This is a genomic window from Nitrospira sp. (assembly GCA_030692565.1).
Classification (GTDB): domain Bacteria; phylum Nitrospirota; class Nitrospiria; order Nitrospirales; family Nitrospiraceae; genus Nitrospira_D.
In genome coordinates this window covers 1-21,409 of record JAUYAO010000033.1, presented here as the reverse complement: position 1 = coordinate 21,409, position 21,409 = coordinate 1, and the positions used below count along the sequence as shown (strand labels likewise).

General features: G+C 58.8%; 15 protein-coding genes. 9 read left to right on the top strand and 6 right to left on the bottom strand.

Translation table 11 applies throughout. The features are described from left to right. The first annotated feature begins 491 nt into the window (after positions 1–491). From moaC to recN, 9 genes are all read left to right on the top strand, one after another. Positions 492–986 (top strand): cyclic pyranopterin monophosphate synthase MoaC, encoded by a 495-nt coding sequence (moaC, locus tag Q8N04_08360; protein ID MDP3090675.1) that lies wholly within the window; start codon positions 492–494, stop codon positions 984–986. A gap of 6 nt (positions 987–992) precedes the next feature. Next, on the top strand, positions 993–1,688 hold the full coding sequence (locus Q8N04_08355; GenBank protein ID MDP3090674.1) for a molybdenum cofactor biosynthesis protein MoaE: 696 nt from the start codon (positions 993–995) through the stop codon (positions 1,686–1,688). A 33-nt stretch (positions 1,689–1,721) separates the two neighbouring features. Beyond that, on the top strand, positions 1,722–2,786 hold the full coding sequence (gene moaA, locus Q8N04_08350) for a GTP 3',8-cyclase MoaA (protein ID MDP3090673.1): 1,065 nt from the start codon (positions 1,722–1,724) through the stop codon (positions 2,784–2,786). A gap of 53 nt (positions 2,787–2,839) precedes the next feature. Beyond that, positions 2,840–3,547 (top strand): hypothetical protein, encoded by a 708-nt coding sequence (locus tag Q8N04_08345; protein ID MDP3090672.1) that lies wholly within the window; start codon positions 2,840–2,842, stop codon positions 3,545–3,547. Between the two features lie 135 nt (positions 3,548–3,682). Next, positions 3,683–4,519, top strand: a complete 837-nt coding sequence (accD, locus tag Q8N04_08340) for an acetyl-CoA carboxylase, carboxyltransferase subunit beta (protein MDP3090671.1) — start codon at positions 3,683–3,685, stop codon at positions 4,517–4,519. Between the two features lie 27 nt (positions 4,520–4,546). After that, positions 4,547–5,842: a folylpolyglutamate synthase/dihydrofolate synthase family protein gene (locus tag Q8N04_08335; GenBank protein ID MDP3090670.1), complete on the top strand. Its 1,296-nt coding sequence runs from the start codon at positions 4,547–4,549 to the stop codon at positions 5,840–5,842. 46 nt (positions 5,843–5,888) lie between these two features. Then, positions 5,889–8,300, top strand: coding sequence for an LPS assembly protein LptD (gene lptD, locus Q8N04_08330; GenBank protein MDP3090669.1), 2,412 nt, complete (start codon positions 5,889–5,891; stop codon positions 8,298–8,300). Between the two features lie 162 nt (positions 8,301–8,462). Further along, a complete protein-coding gene (trxA, locus tag Q8N04_08325) occupies positions 8,463–8,810 on the top strand; it encodes a thioredoxin (GenBank protein ID MDP3090668.1) in 348 nt (115 codons plus the stop codon). Positions 8,811–8,831: 21 nt separating this feature from the next. Next, complete coding sequence (gene recN, locus Q8N04_08320) at positions 8,832–10,511, top strand: DNA repair protein RecN (protein MDP3090667.1); 1,680 nt, start codon at positions 8,832–8,834, stop codon at positions 10,509–10,511. A 30-nt stretch (positions 10,512–10,541) separates the two neighbouring features. Here the strand turns inward: recN and Q8N04_08315 are convergent, their stop codons facing one another. The 6 genes from Q8N04_08315 to Q8N04_08290 all read right to left on the bottom strand — a co-directional run bounded on the left by Q8N04_08315 (position 10,542) and on the right by Q8N04_08290 (position 21,156). Beyond that, positions 10,542–11,675, bottom strand: coding sequence for a response regulator (locus Q8N04_08315; GenBank protein MDP3090666.1), 1,134 nt, complete (start codon positions 11,673–11,675; stop codon positions 10,542–10,544). Between the two features lie 204 nt (positions 11,676–11,879). Next, the gene (locus Q8N04_08310; GenBank protein MDP3090665.1) at positions 11,880–13,295 is read right to left on the bottom strand and encodes a sigma-54 dependent transcriptional regulator; all 1,416 of its coding nucleotides are present in this window, start codon (positions 13,293–13,295) and stop codon (positions 11,880–11,882) included. Between the two features lie 22 nt (positions 13,296–13,317). Then, positions 13,318–14,589 (bottom strand): ATP-binding protein, encoded by a 1,272-nt coding sequence (locus tag Q8N04_08305; GenBank protein ID MDP3090664.1) that lies wholly within the window; start codon positions 14,587–14,589, stop codon positions 13,318–13,320. A gap of 110 nt (positions 14,590–14,699) precedes the next feature. Beyond that, positions 14,700–18,854, bottom strand: coding sequence for a PilZ domain-containing protein (locus Q8N04_08300; protein MDP3090663.1), 4,155 nt, complete (start codon positions 18,852–18,854; stop codon positions 14,700–14,702). A gap of 335 nt (positions 18,855–19,189) precedes the next feature. Next, positions 19,190–20,188: a hypothetical protein gene (locus tag Q8N04_08295; protein ID MDP3090662.1), complete on the bottom strand. Its 999-nt coding sequence runs from the start codon at positions 20,186–20,188 to the stop codon at positions 19,190–19,192. Between the two features lie 86 nt (positions 20,189–20,274). Then, positions 20,275–21,156, bottom strand: a complete 882-nt coding sequence (locus Q8N04_08290; GenBank protein ID MDP3090661.1) for a nuclear transport factor 2 family protein — start codon at positions 21,154–21,156, stop codon at positions 20,275–20,277. Positions 21,157–21,409 lie beyond the last annotated feature (253 nt).

Sequence of the window (21,409 nt, the reverse complement as noted above, 5' to 3'; positions counted from 1 at the left end):
ACCAGCTCCTGCACGGACGGAGGGAGCAGTACCGGCTGATCGACGTCCCAGGATTTGAATGTTTTAGCCATGCCGCCTAGAAACCACAATGCCCGCTGCCTGTCCAGTCCAAAATGCACATTACTCGGACAGGCTCCTAGGAAAAATAATATAGTGTGTCGTGGAGGTAAAAGCACTGAGGAGAGCTTTTACCACAGCAGTCTTGAGGAATCCATCGTCAGGGGCCTTAGCGCACAGCTATGGCAATACTGATGACCGGCGGTTTCATAGTTCTCAGGTAGGGAAAGTTACTTTGATGTCTCAGCGCCAACTAAGCTGCGGCTCAATTATGAGTGCAATTTTTCTGGGGATGGGGATTTCCCGCTGACGAAGTTGTCTTTTGTATGCTCATGCCCAGTCCGTGCGCCTTCTTCCCCGCTTGACCTTCGTTTCTGCCGGAACTTATAATCACCGATCGGCGCAATGTATAACCAGCTGATTCATTGAGAGAAATGGCTGAGTTCACACACTTTAACGAGTCGGGCCGGGCGCGGATGGTCGATGTCAGCGCGAAAGACTCGACCGAACGGGTCGGGACTGCGCAGGCGACCGTCTTGATGCTTCCTGCGACGCTGGAGAAGATTCAGCGCGGGAAGATCGCCAAGGGCGATGTGCTCGCCGTGGCCCAAGTCGCCGGGGTGATGGGGGCCAAGAAGGCTCCCGACCTCATTCCTATGTGCCATCCTCTCCTGATCACCAGCGTCGATATCTCCTTCAAAGAAGAATCTCAGCCGAACCAAGCAGGCCTCTGCGCCATCCACATCTTTGCGACGGTTAAGACCACTGGGCAAACCGGAGTGGAGATGGAAGCGATGACAGCGGCGTCCGTAGCGGCGCTCACTATCTATGACATGTGCAAGGCGATTGACCGCGGGATGAGCTTCAGTGATGTGTGTTTGCTCTCAAAGTCCGGTGGGAAGTCCGGCACCTACACGAGGCCAGGCTGAACCATTATGGTTACGATTAAGCTATTCGGCATGACAAAGATGCTGGCTGGGAATCAAGGTTCTCTCTCTCTGGCATTGACGAATGGGCAACGAGTGAAAGATTTGGTTGAGCTTCTTGATGGCGGATATCCGCAGATCGGTGAACTCATCCATAAGAAGAAGGTCCTGGTGTCGGTCAATCAGGAGATTGCCCACGAGGAAACGGAAATCCGGGACGGCGACGAGATTGCTCTCTTGCCTCCCTTTGCAGGTGGATCTGGCATGGAACCAATAGATGACAGCCAGTTTGTGCGGGTGCAGCGCGAGAATTTCTCCATCGATCAGGAGCTCGAGCGAGTGAAGCGCCGGTCGAAGCGGATCGGCGGGATTGCGACGTTTCTGGGGATTGCCCGGGATCGTTCCAAAGGGCGGGACGTCGACAGCATTACCTTCGAACATTACGAAGGGATGGCGGAGAAGAAGTTGCGCGAGATCCGTGAGCGGGCGCTCAAGGATTTCGACATTCTGGAGCTGTTGATCATCCACCGGTACGGAGAAATTACGATCGGTGAGAATATCGTGTTGATCATCGCCGGCGCCGAGCATCGGGCGGAAGCGTTCCAGGCCTGCAAGTGGGCCATCGACGAACTGAAGCAGATTACTCCGATTTGGAAGCTCGAACACACGCCTGAGGGTGAGGTGTGGGTGGAAGAGCATCCGTAGTTTGTCGTGCGTAACGGGCGATGAGTCACACACATGTCGCAGTTGCCTGACAGTTTCGCTCCTTCCAAAGTGGTGGATGCCCATGATCGCCCGCTGGGCAGTTTGCGGCTCTCTGTCACGGATCGCTGCAATCTTCGCTGCCAGTACTGTATGCCAGAAGAAGACTATGTCTGGTTGCCGCGCGAAGACGTCCTGAGCTTCGAGGAGATGGCGACGCTGACTGGCTATTTTGCCGACCTCGGCGTCGATAAGGTCAGGCTGACCGGCGGTGAGCCATTGCTGCGCCGGGACTTGTCTCGTCTCGTCCGGCTGCTCCTGCAAGACCGGCGGATTGCTGAGATCGCCCTGACGACCAACGGTATTCTGCTCGCGGATAATGCGCAGGAGCTGTATGAGGCCGGACTGCATCGAGTCACGGTCAGTCTGGATACGTTGCGCCCTGAACGGTTCCGGCAGCTGACGCGGCGGGATGAGTTTGCGCGGGTTATCGAAGGGATTGAGTCGGTCGGGCGTGTCGGTTTCACCGGGCTCAAGCTCGATACCGTGGCGATTCGTGGATTTAACGATGACGAGCTGGTGGCGCTGATCGAGTTTGCGAAGCACTATCGGGCCGAGGTGCGGTTCATTGAATATATGGATGTCGGCGGGGCCAATGATTGGGCCATGGCGAAAGTGTTGTCGCAGGCAGCCATCCTTGAAACATTGACACAGCACTATGGTCCGATTGTCCCGCTGCCGGGGCGCGGGACCGCGCCGGCTCAGCGGTTCTTGTTGCCTGACGGAACCACCTTCGGCATCATCGCGTCGACCACGCAGCCGTTCTGTTCGACCTGTGACCGGAGTCGCGTGACCGCCGATGGCATGTGGTACTTGTGTCTCTATGCGTCGAAGGGGGCGGACCTTCGGCAGCCGATGCGAGCCGGTGCCAGTCCTGACCGGATGCGCGAGTTGATCAGCGCGGGCTGGCAGGGCCGGCGTGACCGGGGCGCCGAATCGCGCAAGGCTTTGGAGGAGGTCGGGTTGCGCAACGGCAAGCTGATCGGGATCGATCAACTTCGGGGCGATCCGCACCTGGAAATGCATGCCCGTGGCGGGTGAGCTTCGGCCCGCACAACCGATGTCCGTGCCCCGAATTCTAGTCAGGGGCCTCCATGGTTGAGTCGAACCTTCTTACCTTTCTCAGCGTCGGGTTCCTGCTCGGGCTGCGTCATGCCCTGGATGCCGATCACTTAGCGGCGGTTTCGACGGTGCTGGCCGAACGCCCCTCCGTGCGGGCCTCCGGCCTCGTGGGCCTCTGGTGGGGAGTCGGCCATACCCTGACGCTGATGCTGGTCGGGGCTGTGGTGCTGGTCTCCGGTGTTCATATTCCAGAACCGGTTGCCTTGTTGGCCGAAAGCGGCGTGGGGTTGTTGCTCGTCGTGCTTGGCGGGACGCTGGCGCTCAAGCTGTTTCGTGAGCGCTGGCATCTGCATCGTCACGTGCATGACGGCGAGCCGCATGTGCATTTGCACAGCCACCGTCGCCGCGAGGATCATGCCCATCCGCATTGGGCCAGGCAGTCGCTCCGGCCTCTGCTGATCGGGATGGCCCATGGTGTGGCCGGTTCAGCAGCATTGATGCTGGTGATCGTATCGAATACCAGCGGCATCGGCCAGGGATTGCTCTACATCGCGGTGTTCGGGCTGGGTTCAATCGGCGGCATGCTGATGATCGGGCTGACCCTGAGTGTGCCGGTCATCTATTCACGGGCCATCGGCCAGCGGGCGTTTTTCGCGGTGCAAGGAGCTGCGAGCCTGGGGAGTGTCGGGCTTGGATTGTGGATGTTGTATCGATTGGTCCTCTCTCCGGAGGGGCTCTAGCTCCTCTTCCTCTCGACGTGTCTTCCGTGTAATTGCACGTGAATCGTTTTGATGGCTATGCTATTCTTCCGTGCGTTCCGATGCGTGTGTTGATGAGCGTTCGATCGTGATCGTTTGAGCGAAGAGGATACGAGTATGGCCTGGTTTAAGAAACAGAAAGCGACGGGCTCTGAAGTGCCGCCACGGTCTAAAGGCGCCGAGGGGATGTGGCTCAAGTGCAACCACTGTCGGGAAATTGTGTATCGCAAGGAAGTCGATCGCAACAACAAGGTCTGTCCGAAGTGCGACTATCATTTTCCCATCTCCGTGATGGAGCGGATTGCGTTGCTCGTCGATCTCGGGACGTTCAAGGAGTGGGACGCGGAGTTGGAAGCCAAGGATCCGCTGAATTTTCACGATACGAAATCCTACAGAGATCGGGTCAAGGCGCAGCAGGAAAAGACCGGGCGCAAGGATGCGTTGATGATCGGCGAAGGGTTGGTCGAGGGGCAGTCGGTCGTCTTCTGCGTGTTCGACTTCAGCTTTATGGGCGGGAGCATGGGATCGGTCGTCGGCGAAAAGTTTTGCCGGGCGGTCGATCGGGCGCTGGAGAAGAAGCGTCCCGTGGTGTTGGTGACGGCCTCGGGCGGTGCGCGCATGCAGGAGGGAATTCTGTCGTTGATGCAGATGGCGAAAACGTCGACCGCCGTGGCGAAGCTGGGTGAAGCCAAGTTGCCGTTTATTTCCATCCTGGCCGATCCGACCTTCGGAGGCGTGACGGCCAGCATTGCCATGCTGGGCGATGTCATCATTGCGGAGCCGAAAGCTCTCATCGGCTTTGCCGGTCCCCGCGTGATCGAGCAGACGATCAAACAGCAGTTGCCCGATCAGTTTCAGCGGGCGGAGTTTCTTCTCGAGCATGGGATGATCGATATGATTGTCGAGCGCAAACAGTTGAAAGAAACGCTCAGTACCCTCGTCGCGCATTTCTAGTGCAGTGCATCCTGCCCGGCCCAGTTCATGACCTATTCATCCGCCATTGAGTATCTCTACGGACTCCAGAAACATGGAATCAAGCTGGGGCTTGAGACCATGCGAACGCTCTTGGGCCGGCTCGGTAACCCCGAGCGGCGGTTCCGGAGTCTGCACATCGGCGGCACCAACGGTAAAGGCTCGACGGCCGCCATGACGGCGGCCATGCTGCAGGCAGCCGGATATCGTGTGGGTTTGTACACGTCTCCGCATCTGGTCGATTTTCGTGAGCGGATCCGAGTCAGCCAGACCATGATCGCTGACGCGCAGGTGGCAGAGCTCACTGAGCGGATTCGGGCGAGCGTGCCGTCCGACCTGACCCCGACGTTCTTTGAACTGACGACAGCGATGGCGTTTCTCCATTTCGCCGAGTCCGGAGTCGATGTGGCCGTGTTGGAAGTCGGGATGGGCGGGCGGTTCGACGCGACGAATGTGGTGGAGCCGGAAGCGAGCGCGATTATCACGATCGGGCTGGATCATCAGGAGTTTCTCGGGGCAACCGAAGAGGCCATCGGATTTGAGAAGGCCGGGATCCTCAAGCCCGGCGTTCCGGTCGTCGTGGGCCGTATCGATGGGCCGGCGTGGGATGTGATTCGTCAGACGGCGGCGGATCGCGGGGCCCCGCTCCTGCGACTGGGGCAGGATTTTCTTACCGTCGGTGGGGGGGCTGAAGGGTTTTCCTATCGCGGGCGCTCCAAGCGCCTTGACGGACTGAGTTGTTCGCTTGCGGGACGCCATCAGCTGGATAACGCGGCTTGCGCGATCGCGTTGCTCGAAGCGGCCGAGGGGCGCGGGATATCGGTGGATGAGGCGTCGGTGCGCCGGGGGTTGGAATCGGTGCCGTGGGAAGGGCGGTTGGAAGTAGTAGAGCGAGGTCCTGACCTATTGCTTGACGGCGCCCACAATCCGGCTGCGGCGCTCGTCTTGGCGGACTATCTGCGGGAGTGGCGTGCGTCGCGGCCAGAGGCCCGGGTAATTCTCGTCCTGGGCATGATGCGCGACAAAGATCACAGCCGTTTTGTCGAGCCGTTGCACCGGCTGGTGTCCGAGGTCGTTCTCACGCAGGCGACTATGGCCCGGTCGGCGACGGCGCGGGAATTACAGGATACAATCGGATCCCGCTTTCCGCATTGTCATATTGCGCCGAGCGCCGCCGATGCGCTGGCGCTGGCTAAGGCTCGTGCCAGCGCACAAGATCTGATTTGTGTGACGGGATCGCTCATGCTGGTGGGCGAGGTGAAAGCGTTGGTCCGTGGCTGCGGCTTGTCTCCGCTCAGGGGTTAGCATGGTGAGTGGACGGTCACGGACAGCGGACAGGCTCGGTGTTCTCGTGGCCGTGTTTCTTCTGTGTCTTCCCTGTCTCGCCTGGGCGAAATCGAAGTCGGTTGCCCCAGGCACCTCGGCCTCCGGCTCTCCTCCCCTCGATGTGACGGCCAATCGAATCGACTATCGTCAGGACCTGGATGTGTATGAGGCGGATGGGTCCGTCGTGATCCAGCAGGGCGCCATGCGCCTGACGGCCGACCATGTCACGATTGAGGCGCTCTCCGGCGTCGTTCACGCATCGGGGCACGTGCATCTGACTGATCCGCAGGCCGATGTGACGGCTGAGCGGATGGACTTCAATGTAAATACCGAGGCCGGAGTCATCACCCATGGACAGCTCTATATTCCCCAATCTAATACGCTGGTGAGCGGGCGGTTGCTCCAACGGTTCTCTGAATATCACTATCGCGTGAAAGACGGGGCGTTCACCAATTGCGATGCGCAGGGCGGGGAGGTGCCGGCCTGGCGGTTCAAGTTTGACGATATGGATCTGAACGTCGGGGACACGCTGGCCTTGAAGGGGGCGTGGCTCTGTGTCGCGGACGTGCCGGTGGTGCCGATTCCCACGATCACCTATCCCTTGTCGAACCGGCGGAGTGGATTTCTGGTTCCGCAGGTGGGGTACGACAATCGATTTGGGATGCACCTCCAGGACAGTTTTTACTGGGCGATCAATCCGAGTCAGGACTTGACCATCGCGCCGTCCTACTACAGCAAGCTCGGTTATGGGAGCGATCTGGAATATCGCTATGTGCTCGACCAGAAATCCAGGGGCCAGTGGTATGTGAGTTATCTGCAGCAGACTGCGCTGCCGAATGTCACCGGAGTGGATCAGACCAGTTCAGACGTGAAACGCGCGCGCGCGTTGATCGCCGGGACGCACACGCAGCAGTTTACCGAGACGTTGCTGTTGCGGGGGAATGCGAGTTTTGTCACCGACCCCAACTACCTTCAGCAGTTGAGTAACTCCGGTACCCAGCGGGCCTTGCCCAGCAATGAGTCGAATTTGCTGCTGAATCAGCGGCTGCCGTACGGGAATGCCTACATCCTCGGGCAATACCTGCAGCCTCTTCAGTCCGGAGGAAAAGATACGTTTCAGCGCTTGCCGGAGACCGGCTACACCTTGCCGAATGTCTCGCTTTTCAACTCACCATTGTTATTCGGGATGGAAGGGGACTACGTCAATTTTTATCGCGAAGAGGGATTCGCCCTGAATCGCGTCAATGTCGTGCCGGGGATCTCTACGGACGTCATTGATCTTGGGCATGTCGTGGGTCTGACCCCGCAGGCGAAGTTTCGCGAGGTCTACTATACCCGCGGCGCGCAATCTGATGCCTCGCTCCATCGAGAAACCTTCTGGGCGGGAGTTGATGCCACGTCGAAGTTGAGCCGCAGGTTTGGGATGGACGGAGGGGGCAGCCTCTTGCACACCATCGAGCCGACCGTCATGTATGAATATGTGCCGGGGACCGATCAATCGAGGATCGCGCAGATCGATCAAATCGACGATCTGCCGAAGAAGAATCTTCTGACCTATGCCTTGCGCAATCGTGTGCTGGAGCACGATGGGACGAGTACCTTCAACTGGCTCGATCTGACCCTCGCGCAGAGTTACCACGCCGGGGCGGTCCAAACGAGGGCCCGTGACTTCGGTACGGGTGTGACTCCGCTGCTGGGCTCACTCACGCAACCGTTGCAGCCTGCCACGGTGGCGATCCAAGGGAGAAAGTTTTCCGATGTGTGGATGCGGGCGGTCATCGGCAATACGGCTCCCCAAGTCACGCAGGCGCAAATGGCGGCTCAGGCGTTTGGGCGCGGAGTCGGAAACATCGGGACGCAACGCCCGACGATCAATCAGTATCTGACGGTGGATGCCTTTTTCGATCCCTATCGAGGAGAACTCAGTCAGTGGAATACGGATCTCCGGATTCAAGACTCGAGCAATTGGTATCTTGAAGTCGGGCAGCGGTATTCCCGGGACGGCAATCGCGAGCGACGAGGGGATATCTGGAACCCCATTTCGTTCAATGAAGTCTATGCCCCCACGCAGGAAATTCAGTTTGCTACGGCGGGAGGCGGGTTCAGAACTCCCTGGGGATGGACGATCGGAGCCAAAGGGTACTACGATATCAAGACCAGAAAGAGCCCTGAGTATAACGTGGTGGCCTTGTATCAAAACCCCTGCAAATGTTGGTCGCTGGGCCTGTTCTATCTCCAGTTCCCGGACCGGGCGCAGTACAATTTCATGCTGAATTTGACCGGTATCGGCTGGACGGAGAATTTCGGAACTCAGGTGATGCGGTCGATCCTCAGTCCGCTGCTATGGGGCGAGCGTGGATTGCCCTGGGCCTCGCCGACCGGTCCCTATGGACGGTCTCAGTCTGGAGCATCGACGGGGGGAATTCCGGGACGATGAGGGAGCAACCCCGATGGCGGATCCGGCATGCAGTTAGCTGGTGACCGGGGATCCCATTTTGGCGGGGGCGTCAGTACCTTATTTGACACCCTAAATGGGGGTGGGGTACGATGCACTCCTTATTTCTTATCGTCGGTATCTTAGCTGAAGGAGGTTCCGGACGTGGCTGGTGATACATTAAAAGTTGAAGATTCCACCTGGGACGCAGATGTGATGAAGGCCGGTGAGCTTGTCATGGTCGATTTTTGGGCGGTCTGGTGCGGACCTTGTCAGATGGTGGCGCCGATTGTCGATGAGCTTGCCAAGGAATATGCCGGGAAGTTGAAAGTCCGCAAGCTGAACACCGATGAAAATCCCGAGGTCGCCGGGCGGTATCAGGTGATGAGTATCCCGACCATTCTGTTTTTCAAAAACGGCCAGGTTGTCGAAAAGCTGGTCGGGGCGCGTCCGAAGCGCCAGTTCAAAGAAACGATTGATTCATTGTTGGCCCAGCACGCGGGGACCGCGTAGCGCGTTCGCACGCACGCAGCCATGCTCACCGAGCTGCGCATCGTCAATTTCGCCATTCTGGAAGAGCTCAGCCTACGGTTTGAGCCGGGCTTTACCGTTCTCACCGGAGAAACGGGGGCCGGAAAATCTCTTCTGATCGATGCCATTGCCCTGCTGGTCGGCGGACGAGCGTCCGCCGACCAGATTCGTTTTGGGACTGAAGAGGCGTCTCTTGAGGCGGCCTTTCACCTGCCTGATCGCCATCCCCTCCAAGCCTGTCTTCGTGATCAAGGGATCCTGGGTCCTACAGATTCCGAGCTGATTGTGCGGCGGGTCATCGCCCGATCCGGACGTAATCGGGTCTACCTGAACGGAACCATGAGCTCGCTGCATGCGCTGGAGGAGCTGGGCGGTACGCTCGTTGACCTCCACGGGCAGCACGATCAGCAATCACTCTTGGCCACGGCGACACAGCGGAGTGTCGTGGATGCCTTCGGCAATCTTCAAGAACGGTGTGCCGCGTATCGACAAGGGTATGAGACTTGGAAGGCGGCCTGCGAGGAACGCGCTCGATTGATTCGTGAATCTCAGCATCGGGCGCAGCGTGAGGAGTTGCTGCGGTTCCAATGCACTGAATTGGACGAGGCGGCGCTATGCGAGGGAGAGGACGAGGAATTGCAAAATGAGCGCCGCCGGCTGAGCTCGTCGCAGCAGATCGGTGCGTTAGCCGCTGAAGCGATGGAGCGGGTGAATGCGGAAGGGCAGGGTATCCTGACTCAGTTGGCATTGACGGAGCGCGCCTTGGGGCAATTGCTTCTGATTGACTCCACAGTCGGTGAATTGACCCGGCTGACGGGTGAAGCGAAAGTGGTGCTGAAGGAAATGGCGGGGCAGCTGCGCGACTACGCTGAGCGGGTCGAAGCCAATCCTGAGAGGCTGGGCGTAATTGAGGATCGGCTGGCGGTCATCCAAAAACTGAAGAAGAAATTTGGCGGGTCGCTGACGGAAGTCTTGGGGGCTCATCGGAAGATCAAAGATGAGTTAGAACAGTTGCAAGATTCTGATGAGCAACTGGGTAAACTGCGTCAACGCATCAACGAACAACAGGCCGATCTGGCGCTTCTGGCGCGGCAATTATTCCTGAAGCGCGGGGACGCGGCCAAACGCATGGCCAAAGTGGTGCGTCAGGAGCTTGAGGCCCTGAAGATGGGGCAGACAGTCTTTGAGATCCACGTGACCGCGGATGCCAGCGAGCTGGAGTTCGGTCCTGACGGGATTGATCAGGTGGAGTTTCGCCTTTCGACGAATGCAGGAGAGCCGGCGAAGCCCCTCTCAAAAGTTGCCTCAGGCGGGGAGTTGTCTAGGGTCATGCTTGCACTGAAGACGGTGCTGGCAGAACGAGATCACGTTCCGGTGCTGATTTTTGATGAGATCGACACGGGAGTAGGCGGGGCGGTTGCTGCCGCAATCGGAAAGCGCCTGCGGGGGTTAGGTCGTTATCATCAGGTGTTCTGTATTACCCATCTCCCTCAAGTCGCTGCGCAGGGGCAGCATCACCTCTGTGTCGAGAAGTCGCAGGACGGCAATCGAACAGTGACGACCGTGCATCCGCTGATTGGTCAGGGGCGTGAGAACGAAATCGCCAGGATGTTAGGCGGGTTGACGGTGACGAAGAAAGTGCGCGAGACGGCTGCAGAACTCATTGCCGATGCCGGGGAATGACGAATCTGGGCGAGATGCCTTCTGTAGGCCTTAGACGCCGCTCGGCGTAGTCGCGATCGCCATCGCCGGGAGCGATGCCTTACATTCCGTCACGACCCGAGCAAATTGATCCGCCAGCATAGGATCGAAGTAGGTATTGGCCTGAAGGGCGATTTGCTGGATGGCCTGGTCCACCGGGAGTGGTGATCGTCCGGGGACTTCGGCTGTCAGATGATCGAACATCTGGGCGATGCTGACGATTCTGGCCAGCAAGGGAATCCCTTCTCCTTGAAGTCCATGCGGATAGCCTGATCCGTCCCACCGTTCATGATGATAGGAAATCACCTGACCGACCTCAGCCGGATAGCCCAGGGGAAGAATCATCCGTGCGCCTGTCTCGCAATGTTCTTTGGAGAAAGTGCTTTCTCCAGACGGGAGAATCGGCTCATCCGAAAAATGATAATTCGGGAGACTGACCTTGCCGATGTCGTGCAGGAAGGCCCCGATAGCCAAAGACTTCTGTTCTGCGAGAGTCAGGCTGAGGCGATTGGCGAGTAACGTGGCGTAGAAGCTGACACGGCTGCAATGGTTCAGCAATTGACGATCTTTGACTTCCAGGAGATCGGAGAGCAGAGGAAGCAGATCTGGTTGCGCGCCTGAAGGGTCCTGCTCATGCGTTCCGATGGCGAAGTACTTGGTCTTGAGTGACTCCCACGCACGTCGTGCAGCCTGCTCATCTCCCCAGAGGTCGGTCGAGTTCTTTAAGACGTTCCGGATGAGGTCCAGGCGCTGCTTTTTCTCAAGCGTCTGGCTGATGAGGGAAATCAGTTCGGTGACATTGAATGGCTTGAGCAGATAGCCGGCCGCGCCATGGCGAATGCCTTCCATGGCGGACTTCAGGCTTCCATAGCCGGTTATGATGATGACTTCGATATCGGCGTAATCGTGTTTAATATCCTGCAGGAGGTCGATGCCCTGACGATCGGGGAGTTTCTGATCCAGCGTAATGAGATCGATGGATTCATGACTCAAGACGTCGAGCGCCGCTTGCGCGTTGTCCGCCGAGCGGATGTTGAAGAAGGGCCGCAGGATGACTTTGAGTGCATCACGCGGTCCGGCCTCGTCATCGACGACAAGAACCGTCGGCTTTGTTTGGGATCCGTCTTGAGAAGTTGTTGTGCTCATAGTGCTCATGTACCCCCAACTACGTAACCTGTCAAGCAATACTTGTTCCTTTTCAGGCATTTACTCGGGGTGAACAATCCGCAGGGGGCCTGCTACGTAGAAAGTCTATATGTAGATCACTTGAACGTTTGACTACGTAGTAGGGGGGTATAGAAGAGCGCGACGGTTGTGTTGAAAATGACGCGGTCGATACAGGGATGTGTGTTATTCCTGCACAGGCGGCTCTGGTTCTTGACTGTTCCCATTGTCCGGTCGGCCGATTCCCAAGGTATCCATCCGGTATTTCAGCATGCGCCGGCTGATTCCTAAGAGATTGGCGGCGTGGGTCTGGACATAGTTGGTTCGTTTCAATGCATCGAGAATGATCTCCCGCTCAAATTCCATGACAGCTTTTTCTAGGGACATTCGGCCGGCGAGGGTGTCGTCGCGGAGTGAGGATGATCGCGAGTCGCTTTTCATAATGGTCGGCAGATGCTCCTGGGTAATCTGCGGGCAATTCTGCGACCAGATAAAAGCTTGCTCGATGATATTTTCCATTTCCCGGACGTTTCCCGGCCAGGGGTAGCGCGTCAGGACCTCCAGCGCTTCTTTCCCGAATTCGATATGCGGGCGCTTCTCTTCCTCGACTCGTTTGGCAAGGAAGTGCTTGGCGAGCAGGGGAATATCTTCACCGCGTTCACGGAGGGGAGGCAGAAACAGCGAGATCACGTTGATGCGGTAGTAGAGATCTTCGCGAAATTGCCCCTTGCGCACCATGTCTTCGAGATTTCTGTTGGTGGCGGCGACGATCCGGACATCGACCTTGATCGATTGGACGCCGCCGATTCTCGTAAACTCCCGTTCCTGGAGCACTCTCAGGAGCTTGGCTTGTGTCATGGCGCTGAGATCGCCGATTTCGTCCAGGAACAGGGTGCCGGTATTGGCGAGTTCGAACTGGCCGACACGTCTGGCCGTGGCATCGGTAAAGGAACCTTTCTCGTGGCCGAAGAGTTCGCTCTCAATCAGTGTTTCCGGGAGCGCCGCGCAGTTCAGGGCAATGAAGGGCTTCTCACGCCGGCCGCTGTTGTAGTGCAGGGCTTTTGCGACAAGCTCTTTTCCCGTTCCGCTTTCGCCGGTAATCAGCACGGTGGTTCGGCTGTCCGCTACTTGTTCGATCTTCGCGTAAATCTCCTGCATGCCTTGGCTCTTGCCGATGAGGTTGTGGAAGGCATAGCGCTGGACGACTTGCGCCCGGAGTTGTTTGACTTCCCGTTCGAGGGCTTGAGAGCTGAGCGCGCGATCCACGACGATGCGCAATTCTTCGACGTCAAAGGGTTTGGACAAATAGTCGGCGGCGCCCAGTTTCATCGCGTCGACGGCGGTCTTGACCGACTTCGTGCCCGTGAGCATGATCACGGGAGTCATCCGGCTTTCAGAGCGCAGGGTTTCCAGCACGGCCAGTCCGTCGGTTCCCGGGAGAATGACATCGAGCAGGACCAGATCAGGTCCTTCTTTTCTGAACGTCTCGAGGCCCTCCTGAGCATCCGCGGCCTGGAGGATCTCGTAGTTCGGCTCGAGCACCATTTTCAGTGAAGTCCGGACACGGGCTTCGTCGTCGATCAAGAGAACGCGTTTTTTCATGGCTGAACTTTCCACAGTACTCCTAGTCTATCGGGAGGGCCGGAAGATTCACGGAAAACGTGGTTCCCACTCCCTCGGTACTCTCGACCTGAATTTCACCGCGATGCTCTTGGATAATCTGATGCACAATCGTCAATCCCAAGCCCGTTCCCGCATGCTCGCCGCTGGTGTGCTTCGTCGTGAAGAACGGATCGAAGATGTGTTCCAGGTTGGCCTTGGAAATGCCCGGGCCGCTATCTTCGATCTCAATCTGGGTCCACACCGTTGCCCCCGGCTTTAGGATCCGGTGGGTGCGAACCATCAACTGCCCTCCACCGTCTCCCATCGCGTCGATGGCGTTGAGCAGCAGATTCAAAAGGACCTGCTTTATTTGTTGACGATCTAACATGACACGAGGAAGCTCAGACGCCAACTGTTTTTCAATCTTGATCCGTTTGCTGTCCGCCTTCACTTCGATGAAATAGAGGCAGGAGGTGACGATCTCGTTGAGATCCTCATCCGTCAACTTGGGTTCCATATAGCGGGCGTAGTCCAGAATTTCCTGAATCAGCCGTTCGATCCGGTGCACGTCGTCCAGCACGATGCGACTGAAGTCATGGATGAATTCCGTGTCGTCCTTTCGTTCCGGAGCCAACTGGATAAAGGTTTTGATCGACGTCAGGGGATTCCGGATTTCGTGGGCAAACCCGCCGGCGATGATTTCCAGTGAGCGAAGGCGGTCGGTTCGGCGCATGAGCGTTTGAGACTGGTGGAGATCGTCGTGAGCGAGGATGGAGTCGAGGGCGTTGGCTCCGCTCTGCGCCAGGGCGGTGAGGAGGTCCCGTCCATCCGCATAATCGAGCGGCCGGTTCGCAGGGAATCCGAGCAGCGCAAAGGCGATTAATCGGGCTTTGTTCAGAAGCGGCACGGCCAAGGTCGATTGAGCTGCCCGTAATGTGTCGGCTAATTCAGGCGTGATCGGAGGGATGTCCGCTATGTCTGCGACTGAGAGAAGATGATGCTTGTGGGCGAGTGCGTGAATGAGTGGGTGAGTCGAAGCAAATGAGGGGAGTGGGGCCGCTGTGCTCTGGCCGGCGACGGTCATTACCAGGTCATATCGATCGTGCTCACGATCGAGCAAGTACAGCGCGCCTTGGCGGGAGGTGGTGGCGTCACAGAGTTCGACGAGAATGCGGTCGGCGATCACGGCGCGGTCCGAAAGCGTTCCCATATCCTGGGCAAATCGGGTGAGCCGCTGGAGGGGAGTGAGCGCGGTGAATGAAGCGGTGGCCTGGGGAAGGGGGTGGTCAGTCATATCTATCCAGAGGGGTGGTCGTGCTTCCTCTTTTCCCAGGTGTGAGGCCGGGGGAACAGGGAAGAGAGGATGTTAGGTAACAGGGGCGAGTATACACACCGACCGTGGTTTCAGCCAGCGGATTTCCCCTTCCGGGCGGTGGCGATCAGGAGTTGCCCATCCAGAATAGGCACGATTCGAAGAGGGGTTGTACCGGCATGAATCAAGAGATCCGACAGTTGTTCTCGGTCAAAGGCGTGCAGCAGCCCATGGCGAATCGCTTCGTGTAGCCGTCCGAGATAGTGGAGGAAAATTTGAGCCGCAGGGGATAGCTCATCCTGCCCGGCGTGATGGAGTTGCTCGCGATAGAGCCCGGCAAGGTCTGTGTGCGGACGTACGCACGTCACGATGAGGCGTCCATCTTCCGTGAGCGTCTGAACGGCCTGTCGCAGGAAGGCGAGGGGAGAGGAGGCGAAGGAGAGCGAGAGATGACTGACGACTCGATCGACCTCTTCGCGTGAGGACGGGAGATGGATTCCCCACTCAGTCGTCACGGCAGTCGTCGGACCGGCGATCTTGGAGAACGTGGATTGTAACTCCTGATACAGCCCCGTAAAGGCTTGTTCTGCGGACGCGACCGTTTCCTGGGAGTGGTCGATGCCGACATAGTGTAGGGGGCGTTGCGGCGCATGTGACGCGTGGAGCAGGTGATACATGCGATTGAGGACGAGCGTGTGCGCGAACTCGCCCGCGCCGCATCCGATATCCAGGATGCGCATGCCGGGTTCAAGCGGAAGAGCCTGTTGATACAGCTCTTGCAGCAGTCGCACATGGTGATGCAGGGTGCCGAGCTGCGGAAGCTGGGCGAGATGCGCGATCCACAAGGCGTCTCGAGACGACTGCGAGACGTGGTGGCGGATCCGAATGCGCTCCCGCTCGAGGAGATACTGTTTGGAAATGTCGTGGCTGGTCGGTGTGTGGATGGCCGGCCGTGCCTCTCCGGGGAAGCACACGCGAGCAATCTCCGTGAAGAGTGTGTTGAATGACGCGAGTAAGCGGGCGTCAAAGGTGCGCCCGGTAACCGACAACGCGCTGGGGATCGAGACGGTGGTCGGCATCGTCGGCAAGGCTCGAAGTGATTCGTCCGGGCTGGGAAAGGGATGCCGCATCGAGGGATCCGCTGACGGAGAGTTCAGGATGACCATGGGGACAGTCAGTGCAGACAGATCGGTCACCGTCGTCGCCAGCGTGGCATAGTGGCCGGCGATGAGATCGCTCAGGAACTGATCGAGATTGACATTGAGGCCCCACACATTCCCGCTGCCTCGTCTGAGGCCGTGCTGGTAGTCGGCCAGAAGGTCATGATGATGCTCGGCCGATAGGGCGGCCTGAATGTCGAGCACCGGGTTGGCCAGCAGCAGAAGCTGGGGCACAGGACGTTGCGCAACGACCTTCAGGGCGACTCGGGCCGCGACGTCTTCGGCCAGGATCGCGAGTGGGGCGGTGGGCCACGTCGTATGAGCAAATTCAAGAACCGTTTGCAGATCGGCCTGCATGCTCCGCAATGTCGTCTGGAGGACATCGCCGTCGCTTTGGCCGATATGGTTGCTGTAGTCATAGCGCAGGACGCGGAGCCGATTGATGGCCAAGAATTCTGACAGGGCAATGTAGTCGGTCTGGGTGCATCCGAAGCCGGGAGAGAGGATCACGATAGGCGTATTCGGGGAAATCTGGTGACGTGCGTGATCGTCGGTAATAGCGATGACTTGGCCGCGTACATTCCGGCATTCTCGTCTGGCGCTGACAATGGCCGCACGCCCGGCGATCCCATCCAAGTCGATGGACGAGCCGATGTGTTGGGCGACGACGCGGTTGACCTCGCGCTCGGCGAAGGCCGACAGTTCAATAAAGCGGACGCCGAAACGTTGACTCGGTTCAGTGTGCGTCGGGCGTAGCTCGGAAGGAGCCGTGGAGTCTGGAGCAGTCCACACGATTTGCGCCGGGAGTACGGCGTCCGGTGCGGCCGGTTCGTGAGGCTGTGAGTGACCCTGGCCGTTGCCGTGGGGGAAATGCAAGACGATCGTCTCGCCCACCTGGCCGGGAAGCGTTTTGGCCTGCAGGCAGGCCCCTCCGCGTGACAAATTCACCGCCAGTCCGAGCTGTCGAGCGGCCGGGTTCTGTTCGTGAGCCCCATCAATCCGGACCGGAAGCGCGACTCGGACCCGGATGCCTTCCCGGTGATCGGTGGCTCGGTGGTCCTGACCGGGCTGGTCCGGAAGCGCGACGTCATCAGGCTGAGACAGTAGCGCCTCAAGGCTGATCGCCAGGCTCCGTTCTTGGGCGGCCTCGATAAAGGAGCCCAGCACCTTCCGCTCGGGCTCTCCTGGCGGAGTAAATTCGAATGCGAGGACCGGGCGCTCTCCGGTCTCACCGGGTGGTCCGGTCTGCATGCCACGTTCGTGGACGGTGGCTTGAAGTTCCAGAATCCCTACGACGGTCTTGAACACCAAATAGGCTGATTGCCCAGAGAGATTCGGGAGCGGCCCGACCAGAGTGACAGTGGCTCCCGTCAGGCTCAAGGTGTGAACGGTTCCCTCGCGGACTGCTGGGCCGACGGTCACTCGCGCCGGAAGTTGGACTGCGGCGCGTATGGCCATCCTTCGATCCGGGAGCGGTCCGTCTGAAGGTGGAGGCAGCGGAGTTTCCGCATGAGTGTCGACCGGTGCCGCTACGGGCTGCTCAGGCGGGCTTGGCGCCGCCTCTGCTGCTGCCTCAGGTGTCTGAGGCACGTCAGGAATCGGCAGCCACAAACGGATGGAGAGCGGTTGTCTCGCCGGGGCTAACCACTCCATGCGACCCTGGAGTTGGCCGATGTCTTCATAGGCCTGGATGAGATCAGGGGAGGCCGGTAGTGAGTCGGGCGTGAGAGTAGCTGCCGAGTCGCTTTCCTGAATCAGAATCTCGACCTCTCGGGGTGCCGGAGCTGGAAAGAGGCCAGGCGCCGGATCGATCGGCGTCCCGGTGGCCGTGACGGTCTGCGCGAATATGTCCAGCCGGTGCATCGCTTGGCGGGCGGCCATTTGCCGAATCGCCTGGATCACCACAATCTGAATGATCCGTACCCAGACGCTCCGTGAACTGCCCACGTTCGAAAGGCCGGTCGTATCGCGGTGCTGCACGATGTTGAGATGGACAAGGGGGGCCAGGGCTTCGGCGATGACCTGACCCAGCTGGTCTTCGGCTAGGCCGGCATCAACAACGGCTTGAGCCAGCGCGTCACCATATGCCGAGGCCTCCCGCGCGCGCGCGGTCAGGGTTTCAAGGCGCGTATCAAGCTGAGCCTCACGGATCGTGTCCAGGAGCTGCTGGGATTGGGTCAACACGGCGGAGAGCGGCCGGTGCAGATCATGCGACAAGCTGGTCAAGCGCTGGGCAATCGCCCGGTGGCGATCTGATTCAAGCAGTCTGGTTTCAAGGCGCTGAATAGTCTCGGTCTGTGCGAGAGGCCCCGTCATATCCCGGATGAGTCCGAGGGTCCCGGTGTAGTGGCGGCGCGCATCGTAGAGACCCTTGGCGCTGACTTCGGCCTGCACGCGGGCCTGGCCGGAGTCCGTCGCCTGAGGCTTCTTGAGCAGTTCGAGCAGGACCCGGCGCGCCGCCCGAGGGCCTGTGCGGCGGTCATTGATGCGATGGTGCGCGCGCGCTTGTTGATCGGGAGGAATCAGCTTTGAAAAGGGTGCGCCGGTCAGTTCTTCGGGCTGGTAGCCCAGGAGCGCGGTGACCCCGGGGCTAATGAAGATAAATCGTCCATCCGTATCGACTTCGTAGAACACGTCCGTGAGCGTTTCCAGTAGGCGAGTATGCCGATCGTGCGTGTGTGCGAACGTGGCGCGGAGATGGCGTTGTTCGATGGCGCCTTTGGTGTAGAGCACCAGTTCGGTCAGAAACGCGGGTGATTTTTTGAAGAGAAGAAAGTTGGCACCGGCTTGCAGCGCCGTGACGGCGGCGGTCGAATCGCTTCGGTCGGTCTGCAGCACAATCGCGGTAGTCGGGAGGCGTTCCCTGAGCGTGGCAACCAACGACGGGCGACTCTGGAGCCCGAGTCGCTCATCGATCAGAATCAGGTCCCACTCGGCGCGATCCACCCACCGGAGGGCTTCTTCGGCGGAATAGACCGATTCAATCCGGCAATCGGGAAAGAAGCCGCGCAGGCTCAGTGTGACGAGCTTGATTTCGTCCGCCTGCTCATTGACGACCAGGATAGTAACGGGCTCACTCTGCGGCATGGACCACTTCCGTGTTGCTGGGGACGCCGAGTCGGCCCAGTCCCAGAGGGATAGGTGTACAAGTGCGGTGACGGGCGCGCGGTCTCCCAAGAGAGAGACCTCAAAGCGGTATCCCGCGCTGGCTTACCGTCTTGAATACCATATCGCGGCGTCTCAATCACAGCCTCAATCGACACGGACGAGCGGTTCTTTCGTAGGGGGTGATCGACGATGCACCATTCTGAACGAACAGTTTTGGACGAGCGCGTGTGCGCGAAGAGAAAAAAGAAACGCCTGCCGGCCTCCGTCCTGTGACGTGAGACCGGCAGGCGTTATGAGCGGGGGGAGCCGTGCGCTTACGGATTCGCCTGTGCCGTATCGGTGGTGCGGCAAGCGCCCGGAGTCATATAGAGGAGATAGTTTCCCATGCCATATTGGAATTCGGTTTTCTGCAGCGGGTGATGATGGACCATCACCATATCGTAGTCGCCCGACTGCGTGACGGAGAATCCCTGCGCATCCTTATAGACTTGATGAGGTTGGAATTCCCGGAAGGTGCCATCAAGGTCCACATCCGGCACCGTCCTGAGCAGCGTGCGTTTGTTCGCTTTGTCTTCGAGCGCAATCATCAGCAGTTCATCGTGGCCGTGCGGATAGGCAAACTTGACGCAGCCATCCATGGAAAATTTCAGCGGCGCCGTATGGACCTGGACTCCCGGTCTGATTTCAATGCCCTCGTCCGTTTGATCCGCGCCCCGTGAGCCGAATTTGCTATAACACACGATGTTCACGCCCACCTGATAGACGTCCATTTCCTTTACCGGCTTTGATTTCGGCGCCATATACATGGTGAAGGAGGCCATCACGTTTTTTGTCGGCGGGGCTTTGTGATAGAAGGCCACGACGGACATGAGGTGATCGCCTTTCGCCAGCTTGACCCCATACCCATCCGGGAAGCGCGCCTCGGTCATTTCCAGGCCGGCCCCCGCGAAGAACAACGGCTCACCGGGACAGGACACACTGGGTTTCGTGTTGTTCAACATCAAAATGTGGTGGAGATAGTTTCTGGGGAGTTCCTTGCCCTCTTTGGTAAAGACCGCCGATTTATACCCCACCATGTACATATCTTCAGGAAGCTGAAAGTTATGTTTGGGCATCGAGGCGGCCAGGTCGCCGTCATGGCTGGTGGGCAGATCGATGGGACCGAAGGTCAAGGTGACGGTGTCATCCTTTATCGTAACGGTGGTCGTAGTCTGATTTTTCAGTGTCGGTACGGCATGGTGGTCATGGCCGCCGTCGGCAAATGCGGGAGCGCCCATGAGCCCTGTGATCAAAAGAACAAGCATCCAATACATAAAGTCTCCCAGAAGTGGTGAAGCGATCGGACACGTCGGTGCGCAGGTATGCGGAGCAGAGGGAATGCACGGTGCGGATGAATCATTCATTGATGTGAAGCGGGCGGCGTGAGCCGTTTCCATTGATACGAGCCGCCATGTTCCCGCGGAGGAATATTCTTATGCGTGCCGACTCGGGAATACCACCAGACCCCTTTCGCCTGTGTGCCGTCCTCCGAGAGCAAGAGGTCGAATCCCCCTTCACGATCATTGCCGGGTTGCTGCCAGGTCCCTTGCCAGACGCGGTCGGCAAACTTGGTCGTGGTGAAATGCCCGCCGTGCTGGGTGTAGGGGCCATTGCCGGACTTGTCCAGTGTGGCCTTGTAGCGTTTATCGTCCTCGACTTCGAGGATTTCCCACTCGCCGCTCAGGTCTGCCGCAGGAGCGCGGAGTACGCCGGGGTCGGCAACCAGATGTGGAACCGGCGCCGCAGGCTGCGCGTGAGCCACCGCGGGCCAGTTGGCCGCCCGGAGCGATTCATGCCATGAAACCAGGAGCCAGCGCCCCTGGCGCTTTTCGAGGACGCCGCTTTCCCGCAGGGGGATTACCGTATGGTGGAGTTGTCCGCCTTCGTTGACGTAGCGGATATAGTCCAGTTCCATCGCAAACCAGGCCAGATCGTCTTTGGTCCATACCTTCAGGTCCGTGATGGGCATTTCCAGCTTTTCGACGAAGGCGAACTCGTCGCGAATGTCCCGTTCCAGCTCTGGCCATCCCACGTATTTCCGCCCGCCGATGGTATAGCCGGTGGCATCGTCATCGTGCGCCATCAGCCGGGACATGCCGTCGAGGTCTCGTGCCGCATTGGCGTCGACCAACGCGCGGATCACCGATTCCGGGCCCGCGTGATCCTGTGCCAATCCGGGAGAAGCGGTGAGGAAAAGATATCCTGACAAGACGAAGGAAACGATCCGAGAGAAGTCGGGCATCACAGAATCCTTAATTTACTCAGCGTAGGTAAGTGGAAGCTGGGGAACGTCTCTGCTGAATGATGGATCAGGCTACATGGCTGGAGGAGCCTTGTCAACGATGGGGTGAGGAGATGTCAAGCCACAGTAGAAATGTCCTCTTTCTCCCATAGTAGAAATGTCCGGTTTAGGCGATGCCCGCCGCCGCGCGTGTTGTCCCTTCCGGCAGCAGGCGTTTGCGCCACGGATGAGCCGAGGTCGGCTTGACCGGACG

Coding starts and splice junctions, on each gene's coding strand:
- moaC (MDP3090675.1), top strand. CDS start 492: ATGGCTGAGTTCACACACTTTAACGAGTCGGGCCGGGCGCGGATGGTC.
- Q8N04_08355 (MDP3090674.1), top strand. CDS start 993: ATGGTTACGATTAAGCTATTCGGCATGACAAAGATGCTGGCTGGGAAT.
- moaA (MDP3090673.1), top strand. CDS start 1,722: ATGTCGCAGTTGCCTGACAGTTTCGCTCCTTCCAAAGTGGTGGATGCC.
- Q8N04_08345 (MDP3090672.1), top strand. CDS start 2,840: ATGGTTGAGTCGAACCTTCTTACCTTTCTCAGCGTCGGGTTCCTGCTC.
- accD (MDP3090671.1), top strand. CDS start 3,683: ATGGCCTGGTTTAAGAAACAGAAAGCGACGGGCTCTGAAGTGCCGCCA.
- Q8N04_08335 (MDP3090670.1), top strand. CDS start 4,547: ATGACCTATTCATCCGCCATTGAGTATCTCTACGGACTCCAGAAACAT.
- recN (MDP3090667.1), top strand. CDS start 8,832: ATGCTCACCGAGCTGCGCATCGTCAATTTCGCCATTCTGGAAGAGCTC.
- Q8N04_08315 (MDP3090666.1), bottom strand. CDS start 11,675: ATGAGCACAACAACTTCTCAAGACGGATCCCAAACAAAGCCGACGGTT.
- Q8N04_08310 (MDP3090665.1), bottom strand. CDS start 13,295: ATGAAAAAACGCGTTCTCTTGATCGACGACGAAGCCCGTGTCCGGACT.
- Q8N04_08305 (MDP3090664.1), bottom strand. CDS start 14,589: ATGACTGACCACCCCCTTCCCCAGGCCACCGCTTCATTCACCGCGCTC.
- Q8N04_08300 (MDP3090663.1), bottom strand. CDS start 18,854: ATGCCGCAGAGTGAGCCCGTTACTATCCTGGTCGTCAATGAGCAGGCG.
- Q8N04_08295 (MDP3090662.1), bottom strand. CDS start 20,188: ATGTATTGGATGCTTGTTCTTTTGATCACAGGGCTCATGGGCGCTCCC.
- Q8N04_08290 (MDP3090661.1), bottom strand. CDS start 21,156: ATGCCCGACTTCTCTCGGATCGTTTCCTTCGTCTTGTCAGGATATCTT.